Below are 18,685 nucleotides of genomic sequence, written 5' to 3'. Positions count from 1 at the left end.
TACGCTGACAGGTGAATTTACTCACCGGTTACCTGGTTCACAAGCGTATTCAGCGAAGCGAAGGCATGCGGCGGAAACCCTTCCGTTGCATCGCCATACGGGATATTCATTCTGATGATATATCCCTGTCCGTCCTTTTCTGTTACGATATACTTTCTCGTTCCGCCATTGCCGGAAGCGGTCAGCAGCAGCCGCGCATCTGGCAGCTGACTTGCTCTCTCCTGACCCTTCAGCTCCTTGACTTCTCCTATCTCGGACAATTCTTCACGTCCTTCAACCAGCAGAGCATCGAGGTTAAAGTCCGAAGGAAGCTTCTCAATGTCGGCATAATAGTCAGGATCCGCCTTCAGGTAAAGTCTTCCCTTTGCTGAGTCGAGGGCAAGAATGTCGACCACATACAGCGAGTATCCGTCGCCCGATGCAAGTGTCGCAGTCTTTACTTCTCGGTTGCCTTCAAGCATAAGCTCCAGCTGCTTGGTCTGCGGCAGTCCGGTTCCCTTTCCCGTCTCCCCTCCAGAGGCGGCCAGCTTGGTGAGCACTCTCTGCTTGAGAGAAGCGTCGCCATTCACCGCTTTTTCCACGTATTCAAAGACGACTTGGTCTTCTTCATTCAGCGTTTCCGGTATGCTCTCCATTCCGGCTCCGAGCTCAAAGGCAACCGGACCTTCCTCCGTCTGAATTTCTATCGAATGGTTGTCGATTTGTCCATTATAGACGCCAGTTCCCTTAATGGCCTGCGTTTCCCCGCCTGCGGGCTCACTCGGTGAGTGGGACGGTTCAGGCACCGTGGTCGGTTCGGGAATTGCTGCGGTCGTGGCCGTCGGCGAAGCCGTGACGGGCGCATCCGTGGGGTCTGCTGCGGGCTTATCTCCTGTGCAAGCCGTGATGGCAAGCAAGAATACGACAAAAGCAGCCGCGGCCGAAATGAAACGTTGTGGTTTCATGTAGTTCTGCCTCCTTAAGGTTCACGTGCGATCACACTTACCCTTTTAACGTCCCACCCCGCGCTAAGGTTGCAAATGATTTTTACCGATGATGACGAATTACTGGTAAAAAGAAAACGAGACGGACTTGGCGGTGTAAGCTCCGTTCTGCAAAATGTACGTTACGACGGCTTCACCGAGATAGTTCTCTATGCCCTCCGCGCCTGCGAGTATGGCGACAAGCTTGCCGCCGCGCACTTCGTATTTAATGATGGAACCGAAGGTAAGACCGCCTGGCGATTCCCCGTCGCTCTCCTGCTTATCCAAATGCCGTTCCCGGACCGTTCCATCCGCCATTACGCGGATCACGGTATCTTTGCCTACGCGTTCCACGCCCGAAACTAGCCTTTGTCGGGCGGCTTCAAGCGGGTCCTGTATCCCGATTTCTTTAAACGTTCGGCTGTTGACAACATGGGGTTCTTCAAGATAAACACCCGTTCCGCTTCCCGCATTAAGCAGAATAATCGCTTCCGGCTTCCCGTCACCGCTAATATCTTGGGTCAGCAGCCGCGGAGGCGATCCCACAGTGGAGGGATTGCGCCATGAAGGAAAGGATTTCAGCATTCCGTTCCACTCCAAAGTGATGCCCATGTACTCCCCTTTATCTTCCGATATGGCAAAAAGACGGTTTCGGGTTCCGGGTACGGATGCAACGGCCATCCGCTTCTGTATGACCGACACTTTGTTGTTCGTTTGATCCCATGAGATGTCAGCTCCGGCCATTTCGGCGATAAACCGCAGCGGCAGCATCACCACTCCATTCTTCACAGCGATTTCCGCTCCCAGCGTATAGCGCTTGTCCATATCGTCAGCATAGCCGGTCCCCGGCTTGAAAACGAAGACGCCTCCGCGGTCCATCCAGAGTCTGGCTAACCCTTCGTCGGGGAGCCAGCTTGCGGATAATCCATTCAGCTTCGAGATCATATCGATGGATACGAAGGTAACCCCATTCTCAATATAGGAAGGCACGGATGTGCGGACGGATTCGCCGTTCCAGTCTATTGCAACCTCGCCCGTCTCGGAAGCCGATGCCGAAGAGGGGGAAAAGGGAATAAGCAGGGCGGCGAGTAGTAGAGCGGCAGCTTTCAGTTTCATTAAAGAAGCTCCTTTAAGCAGGGATTTCTTATATTATAATGAAAACCGCTTACCCAAAAGTTACCAAACGTTTACCAAGTTCGAACGCTGAGTGATTCAGCTGCGCAAAAAAACGAACCGCCCCTTGTCTGTCTCCTGCGATTCTCTAACGGGAAGCGCGGTATGCGATTCTGCCGTTAACTACCGTCATCCGAGCTTTGGCAGCCAACATTTCCTTCGGGCTGGCCGAAATGTCCCTGTCAATTACAGTGAAGTCGGCGCGCATGCCTACGGCGATGCGTCCGCGCTCGTGCTCTTCTCCGGCGGCAGCGGCGCTTCCTTCGGTGAACAGCCGGAGCGCTTCCGCCGCCGTAAGCTTTTCTTCCGGCAAATAGCCGGCATGCGTCTCATCCGGTTTGCGGCGCGTCACAGCCGCATGCAGGCCGAGAAAAGGATTCAAAGGCTCAATCGGCGCGTCGCTTCCGCCTGCGCAGATAATCCCGGCGGCCAGCAGCTTCCTCCAAGCGTATAAATATTCCTTCCTCTCCTCGCCGACTCGGTCAAGCACCCATGGAAAATCGCTGGCGACAAAACGGGGCTGAATATCGGCAATCAGCCGCAAGGCCCGCATACGTTCCACGAGCGCCGTGTTCAGTACCTGGGCATGGATGAAACGGTCCGGCAGCAGCACGTTCTTTGGCAGCGGAGCGCTTTCCATTGCGGTCAATGTCATATCGGCCGCTGCATCGCCAATAGCGTGAACGGCCACCGGAAAGGAATTCCGGCGTGCTGCGGCGACGAGTTCATTTAGCCTCTCCTGAGTATGAATAGCTATACCGGAGGTATGCGGCGCATCGCTGTAAGGCTTGGCAAGCAGCGCTGTCCGTCCTCCAATCGCGCCATCGGAGAAGAGCTTAACCGCGCCGATGCGCAGCCATTCATCGCCCTCGCCAGGCCGAAGCCCAAGCTCCTCCGCTTCCTGGAGAAACGGATAGTATAGCAGCTGATGTGTGCGGAAATATACTCCCTCTTCGCGGAGCTCAAGGTGGATTCGCAGCATCACATCAATGCTGCCAAGCAGGCGCAGGTCCTCGGTATGCGCCGCGGTCAGACCCAGTGACAGCGCGTGCTTACAGGCCCGGCGCATGGACGCTTTCAGGGCAGCATAGCTTGGTGCAGGCTGGACCGCCGTAAACGGAAGCGAGGCGTCTTCATAGATCAAGCCGTTCAGCCCGCCGTCCGCGTCGCGGCCATATGCGCTGGAAGCGGAATCTGGAGTCGACTCCGTCACGCCCGCAAGACGGAACGCCTCGCTGTTGCCAAGATAGGCGTGGAAGCAGGTGCGTGTAAGAAATATCGGATGCCTATCCGTAATTTCATCGAGCTCACGCTTATGGGGAGCTTCCGCCGGTCTGAACTCATTCTCGTTCCAGTTAAGTCCGAGAATCCAGCCGCCCGGGGGAGTCGTTTTCGCGCGTTCAGCGATCTTTTTCAACATTTCTTCCTTAGAAGCTACGCCGGTAAAGTCCAGCATATCCAGCTTCATCCCCTGCATTCCAAGATGCAAATGGGAATCGGCAAGACCCGGCAGCACATAGCCACCTTCCCAATCTACAGTCGCATAATCCCGCCCCGCCAGTTGAAGCTTCAACTCGCGCTTCGTTCCGATTGCGGTTATGATTCCGTTCTCGCTATATATGGAATCCGGAGCGGCCTGAGCACTTTGGATTCCTCTACCGTTTGTAAACAGTATGACTGACATGGTTATTCCCCTCCCACGGCTCTCTACTGCTTGACCGTTCGCAATCTCTTGATTATAGGCTAACATAACGCTAACCGGAACTAAACCGCAAGTCCATCATTTTTCCGTGGATACATATAAGGTTGGCAGCCTGCATGCGGAAATCGCACAGGGTTGCTCTTCCATCTCCGCTCCGTTAAGCGCACATATCCCTTGCGTCCGTGAATATACTTTAGGTACAACTGCTGGCTTTCGGCTCCCGGCTAATAATCGCACCCTAAATTCACGGGCAGACGCCGGAGCCTGCGTATAATTTTCGCTTTTTATATTCCATGGGAGGTGGTCATCTTTGTCACAATCGTCACAGCCTTTTTCGTTTGTTGTCTCGAAAGAAGACTGGTCCCTGCACCGCAAAGGCCATCAGGATCAGGAGCGTCACCAGCAGAAGGTCAAGGAAGCGATTAAAGGCAATTTGCCCGATCTCGTTACGGAAGAGAACATTATCATGTCCGACGGAAAGCAAATCGTCAAGGTGCCGATCCGCAGTCTGGATGAGTACCGGATCATTTATAATTACCGCAAGCAGAAGCATGTCGGCCAGGGTGACGGAGACAGCCAAATTGGAGATGTGCTTGGCAGGGAGCCGGCGCAGACCGGTCCAGGAAAAGGGGATAAAGCGGGCGACCAGCCTGGCCAGGATCTGGTGGAGGCGGAGATCGATCTGGAGGATTTGGAAGACATTTTGTTCAAGGAATTCGAGCTGCCGCATCTGAAACCCAAGGATAAGGAAGAAATCGAGGTCCAGTCCATCGTCTTCAATGACATCCGCAAAAAGGGCATGATGTCCAACATCGACAAAAAGCGCACCCTGCTTGAGAACCTGCGCCGCAATGGCAGAAGAGGCCAGCCGGGAATCCACGGTATCAGCCCCGACGATCTGCGCTACAAGACCTGGGATGAAACGACGATTCCGCATTCCAACGCGGTCATTATCGCGATGATGGACACTTCGGGCAGTATGGGAACTTTTGAAAAATACTGCGCCCGCAGCTTCTTTTTCTGGATGACCCGCTTCCTGCGCCGCCAATACGAGAAGGTCGAAATTGTCTTTCTGGCCCACCATACGGAGGCGAAAGAGGTCAGCGAGCATGATTTCTTCACCCGCGGCGAAAGCGGAGGCACGATCTGCTCGTCGGCATATCAAAAAGCGCTGGAAATCATCGACAAGCGCTATCCGCCTTCCAAATACAATATCTATCCCTTTCACTTCTCGGACGGCGACAACTTAAGCTCTGATAACGAGCGCTGCGTCAAATTGATCGGGGAAATGCTGAAACGGAGCAACATCTTCGGCTACGGCGAGGTCAACCAGTACAACCGGAGCAGCACCCTCATGTCCGCATACAAACACATTAAGCAGCCGCAGTTCATGCACTATGTCATCAAGGACAAAAAAGAAGTGTATCAGGCGCTAAAGACCTTTTTCGGCAAAAAGGAACCCGCGGGGCGTTAAGCAAATCCTGCAATCAACCGAACGGAACAGTATAATAGAAACCCTCGATGGGGGCAATTTTTTAGCCTTCCCCTATCTGCCTTCTGGCATGAACCATAACGGCGACTTCAGATCGCTCACACCTAAAAAGCTTCCCGCGCATGCAGCAGGGGAGCTCTTTGTGATGTCGTGCTGCTTACGAACCGGACAAGCTTTCCGTCAAGCTTCACGGGCCTATTGGTGTGCGCCCGCTCACTGGTAACCGCTAGTATTTATCAACTTTTGCGGCTCGGTTTTTCTATTTACAATTGCATGCACTTCGATTAAGATAAGCGTAAGCAAGCGTTTTCACAAGAGGAGGTTCTCTATGACAGTTACCATCAAGGACGTGGCCAAGAGAGCGGGCGTTTCGCCCTCCACGGTTTCCCGGGTGTTGTCAGGCCATCCGAGAATCAGCGTGGAAACCTCCCGCAAGGTCAAGAGCATTATGGAGGAAATGGGCTACCACCCGAACATCATGGCGAAGAGTCTCGTGTCGAAGACGACGAACAGCATTTGCATTATCCTGCCAAAGCCGGCTGAAGAATTGTTCACCAATCTGTTCTTTATGGAATTGATCCGCGGGATTGTCACACAGGCAAGCCGTTCGGGGTACGATGTCTTGATCAGCTCCGGCGCGACGGAAAAGGAAGAACTTGAGGCGGTCTCCCGGCTGCTCAAGGGACGGCGCGTCGATGGTGCGATTCTGCTCTACTCGCGCAAAGACGACGCCGTGATCGATTTCCTGAAGAACAACGGATATCCCTTCGTTCTGGTGGGACGCAGCGACAAGTATGACGATATTCTGTCAGTAGATACCGACAATCTAATGGCGGCCTATGATGCTACGAATCACCTCATCACCATGGGGCATAAGCGGATCGGCTTCGTCAGCGGCCCTCCGAACCTGATTGTGTCACGGGATCGGCTTGAGGGCTACCGGAAAGCTATGAAGGATAACGGTCTGGAACTGAAATCCGAATGGATTGTGGAAGGAGAGTTTCTGCAGGACAGCGGCTATCGCGCCATGTCATTCTTCATGAATCTGCCGAGCCGCCCTACGGCGCTTGTCGTTGTGGACGATATCGTTTCCTTCGGTGTTCTCCGGGGATTAAGCGAGCTGAATTACAGCGTCCCTGCAGATTTGGCGCTGGTCAGCTTCAACAACATTCCTCTGTCCGAGCTGTCTACCCCGCCGATCAGCAGCATCGATATCGGAATTTACCATCTGGGCTACACGGCCTCCCAGGTATTGATTCAAGCCATTCAGAAGCAGAATAAAGAGCCGGGCTTGACCAGACGGTTCATTATTCCTCATCGTTTGATTGTACGCGAGTCTTCCATGCTCTCTCCGGCAAGAAGTGAATAAGTAAATGAAGCATTACTTCGGCGCTTCATTTATTTTTTGGAGCCCTGTACAAACGTTTGCACTTCTCCATTGGAGGATATATCAAATTTACTTTAAGGAGAATGATCATGACCGACATTAAGGCTTGCTTGTTCGATCTGGACGGTGTACTGGTTGACACCGCCAAGTATCATTACATCGCCTGGAAGGAGCTTGCGGATCAGCTCGGCTTTGAATTTACGGAGAAGGATAACGAACGCCTGAAAGGCGTCAGCCGCGCCGCTTCGCTTAACATTCTGCTGGAGATCGGCGGACTGACTCTGGATGATGCCGAAAAAGCCAGACTGGCCGAGAGCAAAAATAACCGTTACGTCGAATATATCTCGGCGATGGACAGCTCGGAGATTCTGCCAGGGGCTCTGGCTTTTCTGGAGGATTGCCGAAGTCAGGATCTTAGAATCGCCCTGGGTTCCGCAAGCAAGAACGCGATGACCATTCTGAACAACACGGGACTCACGCCATATTTCGATGCGATTATCGACGGAACCAAGACCTCCGCCGCCAAGCCCGATCCGGAAGTATTCCTGCTTGGAGCGGAAGCTCTCGGCATCTCCCCTGTGAACTGCGTCGTCTTTGAAGACGCCGAAGCCGGGATCGAGGCGGCCCGCCGCGCGGGAATGGCGAGCGTGGGCATCGGTTCGCCGGAGACGCTCGGAACCGCAGCCCTTGTTGTTCCTTCCCTGCTGGAGATGAGCGTTGCCCGGCTTAAAGAAGCTTTTGCCTCCATTTAAATTCAGGCTAATCAATATCAATTCTTAATAAAAGGAGCCGATAAGTATGAAACAATACTTGAAAATCGATGAATGGTCAATCATTGAGGAATCCTTCGATCCGCAGACCCAAGAGATTTCCGAAAGCGTATTTAGTCTGGGCAACGGCTATATGGGCGGGCGGGCGAATTTTGAGGAGCGGCACAGCGGGCCCAGCCTTCAAGGCAGCTATGTGGCCGGCGTGTACTATCCCGACAAGACCCGGGTCGGCTGGTGGAAGAACGGCTACCCTGAATATTTTGCCAAAGTATTAAACAGCACCAACTGGATCGGCATCGATATTGAAATTGATGGAATTCCGCTGGATCTGGCGGCCTGCACCGTATCGGAATTCCGCCGGGTGCTGAACATGAAGGAAGGCACGCTGTCCCGCAGCTTCACCGCAGCCCTTGAGAACGGCAAAGAGATTAAGGTCGAAAGCATCCGCTTTGTCAGCATGACCCGGCGGGAGATCGGTGCGATCCGCTATTCCGTTACACCGCTTAATTTCTCGGGAACGATCACGGTGGCCCCTTATCTGGACGGCGACATCAAGAACAAGGACTCCAACTATGACGAGAAGTTCTGGAACGAGGTCGAGAAGAACAGCGAATTGGGCGGAGGTTATCTGACCCTGAAGACGAAGAAGCTCGATTTTCATGTGACCACCGCCATGGCGTATGATATTGTCGTTGCCGGAGAGAAGCTGGGAGCTGAGGCCGAGACGGTACTTCGCGAAAAATATGTGGGAAATATCGTTCAGGTCCCTGTCAAGGAAGGCGATCAGGTCGTCATCTATAAATACGCCGCAAGCGTAACTTCCCGCAATTACGGACTGGGCCAGCTTGTAGAAGCCGCGCAAAGTGCTCTCCAATCGGCCAGAGAAGCCGGTTTTGTGGCCCTGCTGACCGAGCAGGCGGATGCCTGGAAGGATAAATGGAAAGAAAGTGATATCATCATTGAGGGCGACCCTTCCGCCCAGCAGGCGATCCGCTTTAATATTTTTCAATTAAACCAGACCTATACTGGCGAGGACGACCGGCTGAACATTGGGCCCAAAGGCTTCACCGGTGAAAAATACGGCGGCAGCACCTACTGGGACACGGAAGCCTACTGCGTTCCTTTCTATCTTAGCACCGCGGATTCTTCCATTGCCCGCAACCTGCTGATTTACCGCTACAAGCATCTGGAGAAGGCCAAGGAGAATGCCCGTAAGCTCGGCTTCACCAAAGGCGCACTGTATCCGATGGTGACGATGAACGGCGAGGAATGCCATAACGAATGGGAAATTACTTTTGAGGAAATCCACCGTAACGGCGCTATCGCTTATGCCATCTACAACTACGTGAATTACACCGGCGACAAATCGTATCTTGGACAATACGGCCTTGAGGTGCTTACGGAAATCTCCCGTTTCTGGGAAGAGCGCGTACACTACGTGCCGCATAAAGACAAATACGTCATTCTCGGCGTTACCGGACCGAATGAGTACGAGAACAATGTAAACAACAACTGGTACACGAACCGGATCGCCGCCTGGACCATGGAGTATACATTGGAAGCACTCGCTTATTTGCGGGAAAATGAAGAAACACGCTATGCCGAGCTGGTCGAGAAGCTGGGGCTTCTGGAAAGTGAAACGGATAAATGGCAGGATATTATCGCCAAAATGTACTACCCGCTCAGCGAGGAAAAAGGCATCTTCCTGCAGCAGGACGGATTCCTCGACAAGCAGATCATTCCGGTCAAGGAGCTTGCGCCCGAGCATCTGCCGCTGAATCAGAAATGGTCCTGGGACCGCATTCTGCGATCCTGCTATATCAAGCAGGCCGACGTATTGCAAGGGCTGTATTTCTTGAACGACAGATACGACCTGGAGACGAAAAAACGGAACTACGACTTCTACGAGCCGATCACCGTGCATGAGTCCTCCCTCTCCCCCTGCATCCATGCGATTCTCGCATGCGAACTCGGATACAAGGAGAAGGCCTACGAAATGTACTTGCGGACCTCCAGGCTCGATCTAGATAACTATAACAATGATACCGAGGACGGCTGCCACACCACCAGCATGGCGGGCACCTGGATGTCTATTGTGCATGGCTTTGGAGGACTTCGGGTCCTGGACGGCCGGCTTGTGCTGAAACCGTCCAACCCGGGACACTGGACCTCGTATTCCTTTAAAATCATGTTCCGCGGCTCCCGCCTCAAGGTTACTGTTACCGACCAGGAAATTACGGTTGCCAACGAGACCGAGATCCCGGCTTCGATTACGATCTATGATAAGGAATACACCGTAAGCGGACTTGGCACTGTAACCTCGCAGGGTGTACCCGCTGCCATATAAGCAATCAGGCTGCAGGCGTTCCGATACGCGCTGCCGGAAATCCCTTTCAAGTTCAGCTACATTACAGAAGCCGTCTCGGGGAGGAGTTCACGCTCCTCCTTGGACGGTTTTTTCTGTTCTGAGCTTCCACCTGTGCGTTATACTTGTGGATGGAAATGATACATACTGTCCGCAGGAAGCACGGAAGAACAGGACCCTTGTGTGGCCGCATGATAGGATAGATACAGAGGAGATGACAGGCGATGGAATGGCTGAACCGCATGAAGGACGCTTTGGATTATATGGAACACCATATGACGGAACCAATGAATATGGATGAGATCGCCAAAACGGCCTGCTCTTCGACATTCCACTTTCAGCGGATGTTCAATCTGCTGACCGGAGTGACCGTCGCCGAGTATATCCGCAAACGCCGGCTGACGCTCGCTGCGCAGGAATTGGCGATGACGCCGGCCAGGGTGCTGGATGTTGCGCTCAAATACGGCTACGACTCGCCGGAAGCATTCGCCAAAGCGTTCCGCAAGGCACACGGCATTACGCCCTCAGCGGCGCGCGAGCCGGGGGCGGTCCTGAAGGCTTTCCCACGCCTCTCCTTCCACCTATCCTTGAAGGGAGACAAAGAAATGGATTACCGTATCGTACACAGAGAGGCATTTACCGTAGTCGGCAAAAAGATGGAAACCTCCTGCCGCGAAGGAGAGAATTTGCGAAAGATTCCTCTATTCTGGCAAGAATGCAATAGTAACGGCACTTCCGACAAGCTGATCGAGCTAGGCGACGGCGTCAATGGTCTGCTAGGAATATGCGCCGAAATGAATCACGAGCAGGAGACGCTCACTTATTGGATTGCCGTGGAGAGCGGTGTGCCTGCCCCGGACGGTTACTCCTCCACCGTCATTCCGGCTGCAACCTGGGCCGTATTCAACTCCGTCGGTCCCATGCCCAGTGCAATTCAGAGCGTATGGGCGCGGATCTTCCAGGAATGGTTCCCCGGCACCGGCTACGAGCATTCGGGCGGACCTGAGTTCGAGCTGTACCCACCGGGAGATCCTTCTTCGGAAGATTATCGCTGCGAGATATGGATTCCGGTCATGACTAAGTCTTAATGAATTGAACATAAAGGAACGAAGAACCGGCATGGCACATGCAAACTATGTGTTCCGCCGGTTCTTTCACTATGCCATCGATTTCAGACCGCTGATAGAGATAGCCGGAGGTTTTGAGGTTTATGATTGGGCTTAAGCTTGCTATAATTGAATAGAAATAAGGTATGTATACAGATTCAAGGTTATCCGATCACCCGGTGAAGGAGAATTTCATGCCTAACGTAAAAATCTTTACAGACAGCACGTCCGATATGCCGCAAGGCTTGAAAAAATCCTGTGATATCGGCGTCGTTCCGCTGTATGTCGTATTTGAGGACGCCACTTACAGGGACGGCGTAGATATCACACCTGACGAGGTGTACCGGAAGGTGGCTGCAGCAGGCGCGCTGCCCAAGACGGCGGCCCCTTCGCCTGCCGACTTTATGAATGCCTTTGCTCCTGTGATTGAGGAAGGCCGCGATATCGTCTACATTAGCCTTTCTTCAGCCCTGTCCTCCACCTATCAGAATGCGCGTCTTGCCGCAGAGGAATTTCCGCCCGGACGCGTAAAGGTAATAGATTCCGGCACATTATGCGGCGGAATCGCCCTGCTGGCCGTGAAGGCGGCCAAGGCGGCTCTTAGCGGCCGCAGCTCCGGCGAGATTGTCTCCATGCTGGAGCAGGACCGGGGACGGCTCCGCACTGAGTTCGTCATCGATACGCTCGACTACTTACATATGGGCGGCCGTTGTACGGGCATGCAGAACTTTATTGGCAGCCTGCTCAAGATTCGTCCGGTACTTCGAATGGTCGACGGCAGCATTATCCCCGTTAGCAAAGTCCGCGGTAAAAAGGAAAAAGCGGTAGAGCAGATGCTTTCTCACGCCCTGTCGGACATTGAGCGGATGGACAAAGAACTGCTGATTGTCGCGCATACGCAAGCTGAGAAAGACGCCAAGTTTCTGGTTGACGCCCTTAAGAAAGCTTCCGGAGCTGAGGAAATTGCCGTGATCGAAGCGGGCTGCGTTATTGGCAGCCACTGCGGGCCGAATACTATTGGACTGATGTACCTCACGAACGGCGACCGCGATACGCAATAATGCTTTGTACTAATGCCAGAAACCTCCGCAGCCTTAATAAAAGGACCGGAGGTTTCTTCAATCATTTATATAATAATCCTGTTACTTCCGCCTCTTCTTTCACAAAGGGCAGCATAAACCTGAAGATGGAACCGCGCGCTTCCTCGCTCTCCACAAAGATCGTTCCGCCCATCAATTCCACAAGCTGTTTGCAGATTGCCAATCCTAAGCCCGTGCCGCCGTATTTACGGTTAATCGAAGGATGTATTTGGGAGAATGACTGGAACAGCAGACCGAGCTTGTCTTCGGCAATGCCGACGCCGGTGTCCCTAACGGAGAATTCAAGCAGATAAGTCGGCGATTCCGGCAGCAGAATATTTTTCACGGACAGCGTCACGCTTCCCTTTTCGGTGAATTTCAGCGCATTGCCGACCAGATTGACGACAATCTGCCGAAGACGGCTCGGGTCGGCCTTGATCGTCTCTGGCACACTTGTATCCGCCCACCAGCGAAGCGCCAACCCCTTCTCCTCCGCCTTCGGAGTAAACAGGTCGATGACGGCGCTAAGCATCTCTCTGAGGTCGAACGGTTCGGGCTCCAGCGGCATCTTGCCAGCTTCAATCTTGCTGAAATCGAGAATATCGTTCAAAATATTCAGCAGACTGTAGCTGCTGCTTCGCAGAATCTCCGCATATGTCCGCTGCTCTTCCCCCAGCTCGCTTTCCAGCAGCAGATCGGCCATCCCGATCATGCCGTTCATCGGTGTCCGGATTTCGTGGCTGATCATGGCCAGAAACTCCGACTTTGCCCGGGAAGCCTGTTCCGCTGATTCTTTCGCCCGAATGATTTCCCGCTCGTTCGTAATATCGCTGAAGGCAACCACCACACCTTCAATATGGTCATGCTCCGTGATCGGGGATACTCTGTAATTCACCCAAAAGCTGGTGCCGTCCTTACGCCAAAAAATCTCCTCATTCATGCTTCGGGGAGACCCATCCTCGATCGTCATCATAATGGGGCATTCCTTCGGGCAGTAGCTGGAGCCGTCCGGCCGGGTATGGTGAATATGCGAAAGGCTGTGAATGCCGATAATCTCTTCGCTGGAGTACCCGAGCATAAGCATCGCGGTTCTATTAATGAAGATAATCTTCCCGTTTCTGTCGAGTCCGAAGATGCCTTCTGTAACCGAGTTCAAAATAAGACTTCGTGAGTCTCGAAGCCTGGAATCTCGCGCTGAATGAGTGGACCCCGCCTCGGCCGCGTCATATACTGCCGAACCATTCACGTCCGTAATATTGCGAATAACGGCAAATATTCCAACCACTTCGCCCTCCGCTCTGACTGGAATATAAGTCAGTTCCGCCGAGGCGACGACGCCGGATTTTTTAATAAACTTTAATTGACACGAAGACGTGTCGCCTGCACAGGCAAGAGAAAAATGCCGCCCAGCTTCGGTCCGGCTTCCGAACAAAAGCGCTTTGTTCTGAATGCCCGTAACCTCCCTGAAGGCATAGCCGGTAAGCCGTTCAGCGGAACGGTTGGCGCCGATGCAGCGGCCCCGAAGATCCAGAACGTAGATGCAGTCCGGATTCTGCTCGTACAATTCTCTATACATGCCTTCTTCGGCAATTAACTGTTTTAAAACAGAAGCCTTATCCTTATGCACAGTCCACATCCTCTCTTAACTAACCGTAACGCCTCCGCAAAGGGCATTTAGGGCGGGCACTTTGTCAGGGAACCCTGTGCGTCACTACACCCATAATCCAATCCGTAAGCGCCGCCGGCCGATCCGACAGGCGAGAATAGTCTAATAGTGTAGAATCCGAGTAGAGGTAAGAATATTATATCAAATATTATAGAATATTTACCGGATATTTTGTTAACTTTCATCATGAGGCTGGCTCATATTTGCAGGGATCTCTCCATGCTGCATGACGATACTCTATTTCTGGCCGCAGATGGGGACGATGGTCCTGAGCGAAGGCTGGGATTCGCATCTCCAAAGGTGCTTACAAAAATAAGCTCTCCACGACCTTTTCTGAAATACTTCCTTAGTTAAAAAAATCGATGTATTACTTGCAGGTGATCCGAATGTCCATTTCCAAAGAACCATTGGAGCAAAGGCCTACATTTACAGAGGAACAAAAGAAAAGAATGACTTCATTGATATTTAAAGATGATGGCGTTTTGTCCCAGCTTCATCAAGCTCAGAAAGATCGTAAGGATGGCATTTCCACATACAGTGACAGCGAGGAAGAGTTTGCGAAATTGCTGGATGAGGTCGGGAATGAGAATAAATAGGTACAAAGTTCTCTGGACCACCCATGCAAGGGTAGCGCTTGCGCGAATGAAAGAATTTAAAGTAGATCCGATGAATTTCGCATTATATTTTCTGGGGAATAGATCCTGACGATGAATAAACCTAACAATAATCATACATTTATTGTTAGGTTATCTTGTATTCGCCTGCTCTGATAGGCATAGTCTCCTTCTTCCAGCATATACATCTTGTGAACGGCTCTGCCGCTAACAGGATTCACAGGTGGAAAGGAGATGGGTACATGCCCAGCGATGAGATACAGGCGCTTGAGAAGGCTATAGCCGAGATTACGGAAATCGCTTCCGGGTTCGGCCTGGATTTCTACCCCATGCGCTACGAAATTTGCCCCGCCGATATTATCTACACGTTCGGGGCTTACGGAATGCCGACCCGTTTCGGTCATTGGAGCTTCGGAAAGACGTTTCACAAAATGAAATCCCAGTATGATTTCGGGCTGAGCAAAATATACGAATTGGTCATCAATTCCAATCCGTGCTACGCCTTCCTGCTTGACGGCAACTCTCTGGTCCAGAACAAGCTGATTGTCGCCCATGTGCTGGCGCACTGTGATTTTTTCAAAAATAATATGCGCTTCTCGGAGTCTAACCGCAATATGGTCGAGAGCATGTCGGCCACTGCCGACCGGATCGCCGAGTACACCGTCAAATACGGGACGGACTCGGTCGAGAGTTTCATCGACGCCGTTTTGGCCATCCAGGAGCATATCGATCCCAGCCTAATTCGGCAGAGCAAGCCGGGCAATAGCCGTCTTGTGGAGGGGCGGCTGAAGGAGCGCCGGGAATCGGCACAGGACATCCTCGATGCCAACCCTTATGAGGAGCTTTGGCAGCTCGACAAGGCCGCCGAAGCCTCCGCCGAGAAATCCGGAGCCGGACACAAACCCTTCCCTCCAGAACCGGAGAAGGACGTGGTCTGGTTCATTCAGCATTACTCCGCTGCGCTTGAGGACTGGCAGCGCGACATTATGACGATGCTGCATGACGAGATGCTCTACTTCTGGCCGCAGATGGAGACGAAGATTATGAACGAAGGCTGGGCTTCCTACTGGCATCAGCGCATCATGCGGGAACTGGACCTGACGCCGGAGGAGACGGTCGAGTATGCCAAGCTCAATTCCGCGGTTGTGCAGCCCTCCCGTCAGAGCTTGAACCCGTATTATCTGGGCCTGAAGATCATAGAGGATATTGAGCGGCGCTGGGACCGGGATAAAATCTTCGAGGTGCGCGAGCTAGATTCCGACATTTCCTTCATCCGCAGCTACCTGACCAAAGAATTGGTCGAGGATCTCGACTTGTACGTCTTCGAGAAGAAAGGCCCAGAATGGAAAATCACCGACAAGGCCTGGGAAAATGTCAGGGAGCAGTTGGTGCAGGCCCGCATCAACGGCGGTTCGCCTTATCTGGTTGTCCAGGACGGCAACTTCGAGCGCAACGGCGAGCTGTACATCGTCCACCGCTATGAGGGCATCGAGCTGGATCTGAAGTACCTGGAACGTACACTGCCTCATATTTATTCGCTGTGGGGCAAGACCGTCCATCTGGAGACCGTCATCGAAGACAAAAAGGCATGCTTCTCCTATGACGGCAAAAAGGTGCTGCGGAAGTTCGTTTAAAGATCATGCGTATGCGCCGTTAAAAAAGACCAAAGGCCCGAGGACGATGCGTCCCCGGGCCTTACTTTATACTATCAGAACGTAAAGTCTTCAAAGACTAGGCTTCCTGATATTGCAAGAAAAACAACCCCGAATGAGGGATTCGGCAACATCTTGGAGTGGCTCCAATCGGAGTTTTTCTTATGGAAGCCGTTCACTCTATTTACTCGTTGCCGGCATCCATATCAATGACCTCCACATGCTTCGGCCCTGAGCTTGCGGCCGGTGTCGGGCTGGGAGCCGCCTTGAAGCTTGCCCCTGGCGCGATGGCCGGCGATGAACCGGGACTTGCTGCCGGTGATGGGCTGGCCTCCGGAACGGTTTTCGAGAATCCCACGCTGATATTGTTGATTTTGATCGCTTTTTCGGCGCCCGAGTAATCATTGGTATGAAAAGAAGTCTTCAGGTTGAAGGCGTAGCCGTAGCCTACCTTCTCATTGTAGAACCTGAACGTCATTCTTCCGCTGCTGGTCTGCTTGTCGATCATTCGTACGCTTTTGTGGCCGCTGTAATCCTCGAATTTAAGAACAAGCCAATCCGCGGCAGCCATCGAAGAAGCATCATAGTCCACTTGAATGTCGACATACGACTCCTCAGGCAGCGTGATGAACTGTCCGTCGGTGACGACGGTTTCCCCGCCGCCCGCAAGCGGAATGTCTTTATTTTTCGTAATCACGATGGTTTGATCCCCCGCCGAGGACTTGTCGATGTAATTTTTATAGGTCAGTATTTTCTTTTTCAGCGCACTGTCCGACAGGGAAGTCCTCTCGTACTTGCTGCTGAACAGCTCCCCATTCTGGGAGGTCAGGCTGTAAAGCTGTCCGCTGTTATCCACCTGATAAACAGTTCCTTTTACGGTCGAATAAAAGATATCGCCATTATAGTGGGAGGCAAACAGGATCGGCGAATCTTCGGTATATTTCCGGAACACGCTTCGGCCCGTCGTATAAGCATCCAGGTTAGGGTCTGCATAATCCAGCAGCGAGAGCAGAATATCCTTCTGCCCGTAAATGCCGTCGTTGATGACTTGACCGTCAATGTCGGGTGAATACGCGGCGAAAATCCCCCAGTTCGAGCCGTAAGGCTGGTCATTCACCCCATGCGATTCGTCGGAGACGAACAGCACCAGCGTGTCTTTGGCGAAACTGGAATGATCAATATAATCAATGAACCCGGACAGCGCCTCATTCAGATAAGCCACCGCCGCCGCCTTGCGGCTCGGATACTGCTTGGCGTAATCATCCGTCACAGCGTAGGGATGATGCGTTCCGACCGTCAGCATCGTAGCAAACCACGGCTTGCCCTTGCCGTTCAGTTCATCAATATATTTTTGCGATTGCTCGAAAAAAGCTTTGTCATCCGGCCCCCATCCGAAAGGAACGTACGGATTCTTGAAGCTCTCCCCTCCGATCACCGTATCGAAGCCCGCAGCCGTCATGAAATCGCCCTTAGACATATACTCCAGCTCCGCCGCCTGGATAAACGCCGTATTATAGCCCCGGTGCTTCAGCAGTTTGGGAAGAAGCTCTTCCCGGTAACTGGGGTCTTTTTGCAAATATTCATAGGCTTTGGGTGTGGAAGCGTCCAATTTGGGATAATCGCCGCTGACCAGCGAGTACATGCCTCTTATCGTCTGATTATTGTGGGTGATGTAGTTAGGGAGAATGAGGCTGTGGTCTTTGATTTTGTCCAAGCTGGTCATCTTGATATCATTAGAGATGTCCAGAAACTCCTGATTGACAGGTGAATAAGCCCCCGGAATGCCTTCCATGACGACCATCAGAATATTTTTGCCCCCTGTATGGTTGTTCAGCAAATATTCGCCGTCTTTGAGCTGCTGCGACGTATTGATCTGCCGCTCGATATCCGCAGGATAGTCCGTCAGCGCTTCTTCATTAAAGGTCAGCAGAGCAACGGAATTGCGGATCGAAGCGGATACAAAATTGCCGTTCTTCCAATCCCCGCTCGAATGAATGGCAATGGCAAGATAGAGAATCAACAGCCCGGCGAATGCGAGCAGGTTGTACCGTTTGGTCTTTAGCGGGAACAACAGCAGCTTGCAGAGAAAAAAGATCGACGCCATTAGAGACGCCATCAGCAGGATGGAATAGACCGGGAAACTGACATGAAACAACGTGCCCGCAATAAATTCCTTGTCCGACGCCATGGTGATATCTTTCAGGTTGACCACATGGTCCAGCGCGTAAATATATTCGACATTCGCCAAATGGAAAACGCCCAGTACCACCGCCAAAACAAACGAAGCGATAAGATTCACCTTTGAAAGCGTATAAAAAACGAGCAAAATCAAAATGCCGATCCCGATATCCTTCAAGGTTGGAGCATAGAGTGTGGTAAATCCCACGCGGATATCCTTCTGCCGGTATAAGAGGATACGCCCATAAGAAAAGAGGAACAAAAAAAGAAAGGAGGGTAAAATGTAAAATCGTTTTTTCATGTTCTCGCCCCTGTCAATAGTACATAGTACATTGAAATCTATTATATATGATATTGCGCCCCCGAGTCTGAATTTTTCTGAGAAAAAAGAGCAAATCGGCATGGATCGCAGTTGCTGCTCCTTGGCTGATGATCACTATTGATTTACTATTGATGATTTTTCATATAGTGAAATAATTATGTGCTAAATGGAAAAAGGACCGCTGCCGTCAGCGGTCCTTTTTAATGATTTATCGCGT

13 protein-coding genes are annotated in these 18,685 nt (G+C 52.2%); 8 read left to right on the top strand and 5 right to left on the bottom strand.

Annotated elements, in window-relative coordinates:
- Positions 1-17 precede the first annotated feature (17 nt).
- The 3 genes from KP014_RS12060 to KP014_RS12050 all read right to left on the bottom strand — a co-directional run bounded on the left by KP014_RS12060 (position 18) and on the right by KP014_RS12050 (position 3,819).
- The gene (locus KP014_RS12060; protein ID WP_051499504.1) at positions 18-944 is read right to left on the bottom strand and encodes a hypothetical protein; all 927 of its coding nucleotides are present in this window, start codon (positions 942-944) and stop codon (positions 18-20) included.
- 99 nt (positions 945-1,043) lie between these two features.
- Complete coding sequence (locus KP014_RS12055; protein ID WP_036590113.1) at positions 1,044-2,078, bottom strand: copper amine oxidase N-terminal domain-containing protein; 1,035 nt, start codon at positions 2,076-2,078, stop codon at positions 1,044-1,046.
- Between the two features lie 145 nt (positions 2,079-2,223).
- Positions 2,224-3,819 carry an amidohydrolase gene (locus KP014_RS12050; RefSeq protein ID WP_036590110.1) on the bottom strand — a complete coding sequence of 532 codons (1,596 nt, stop codon included), beginning with the start codon at positions 3,817-3,819 and terminating at the stop codon, positions 2,224-2,226.
- Positions 3,820-4,147: 328 nt separating this feature from the next.
- Between KP014_RS12050 and yhbH the strand changes: the two genes are divergently transcribed.
- From yhbH to KP014_RS12020, 6 genes are all read left to right on the top strand, one after another.
- On the top strand, positions 4,148-5,311 hold the full coding sequence (yhbH, locus tag KP014_RS12045) for a sporulation protein YhbH (protein WP_036590109.1): 1,164 nt from the start codon (positions 4,148-4,150) through the stop codon (positions 5,309-5,311).
- A 346-nt stretch (positions 5,312-5,657) separates the two neighbouring features.
- The gene (locus KP014_RS12040; protein ID WP_036590107.1) at positions 5,658-6,698 is read left to right on the top strand and encodes a LacI family DNA-binding transcriptional regulator; all 1,041 of its coding nucleotides are present in this window, start codon (positions 5,658-5,660) and stop codon (positions 6,696-6,698) included.
- A 107-nt stretch (positions 6,699-6,805) separates the two neighbouring features.
- Complete coding sequence (gene pgmB, locus KP014_RS12035) at positions 6,806-7,468, top strand: beta-phosphoglucomutase (RefSeq protein ID WP_036590105.1); 663 nt, start codon at positions 6,806-6,808, stop codon at positions 7,466-7,468.
- A gap of 46 nt (positions 7,469-7,514) precedes the next feature.
- Entirely contained in the window at positions 7,515-9,833 is a 2,319-nt protein-coding gene (locus tag KP014_RS12030; RefSeq protein WP_036590104.1) for a glycoside hydrolase family 65 protein, read from the top strand.
- 242 nt (positions 9,834-10,075) lie between these two features.
- Positions 10,076-10,939 (top strand): AraC family transcriptional regulator, encoded by an 864-nt coding sequence (locus KP014_RS12025; protein ID WP_036590103.1) that lies wholly within the window; start codon positions 10,076-10,078, stop codon positions 10,937-10,939.
- A 212-nt stretch (positions 10,940-11,151) separates the two neighbouring features.
- A complete protein-coding gene (locus KP014_RS12020) occupies positions 11,152-12,018 on the top strand; it encodes a DegV family protein (protein ID WP_036590101.1) in 867 nt (288 codons plus the stop codon).
- Between the two features lie 61 nt (positions 12,019-12,079).
- On the opposite strand, the gene KP014_RS12015 is transcribed toward KP014_RS12020, so the two are convergent.
- Positions 12,080-13,663, bottom strand: coding sequence for a PAS domain-containing hybrid sensor histidine kinase/response regulator (locus KP014_RS12015; RefSeq protein ID WP_051499502.1), 1,584 nt, complete (start codon positions 13,661-13,663; stop codon positions 12,080-12,082).
- Between the two features lie 425 nt (positions 13,664-14,088).
- On the opposite strand from KP014_RS12015, the gene KP014_RS12010 reads away from it, so the two are divergent.
- On the top strand, positions 14,089-14,298 hold the full coding sequence (locus KP014_RS12010) for a hypothetical protein (RefSeq protein ID WP_036590099.1): 210 nt from the start codon (positions 14,089-14,091) through the stop codon (positions 14,296-14,298).
- A 260-nt stretch (positions 14,299-14,558) separates the two neighbouring features.
- The gene (locus KP014_RS12005) at positions 14,559-15,950 is read left to right on the top strand and encodes a SpoVR family protein (protein ID WP_036590098.1); all 1,392 of its coding nucleotides are present in this window, start codon (positions 14,559-14,561) and stop codon (positions 15,948-15,950) included.
- A gap of 202 nt (positions 15,951-16,152) precedes the next feature.
- Here KP014_RS12005 and KP014_RS12000 read toward each other — a convergent pair whose 3' ends face one another.
- Positions 16,153-18,354, bottom strand: coding sequence for an LTA synthase family protein (locus tag KP014_RS12000; protein ID WP_175491838.1), 2,202 nt, complete (start codon positions 18,352-18,354; stop codon positions 16,153-16,155).
- Positions 18,355-18,685 lie beyond the last annotated feature (331 nt).

Source organism: Paenibacillus sophorae, assembly GCF_018966525.1.
Classification (GTDB): Bacteria; Bacillota; Bacilli; order Paenibacillales; family Paenibacillaceae; genus Paenibacillus_AQ; species Paenibacillus_AQ sophorae.
This window is presented reverse-complemented; position numbering and strand designations above follow the sequence as displayed.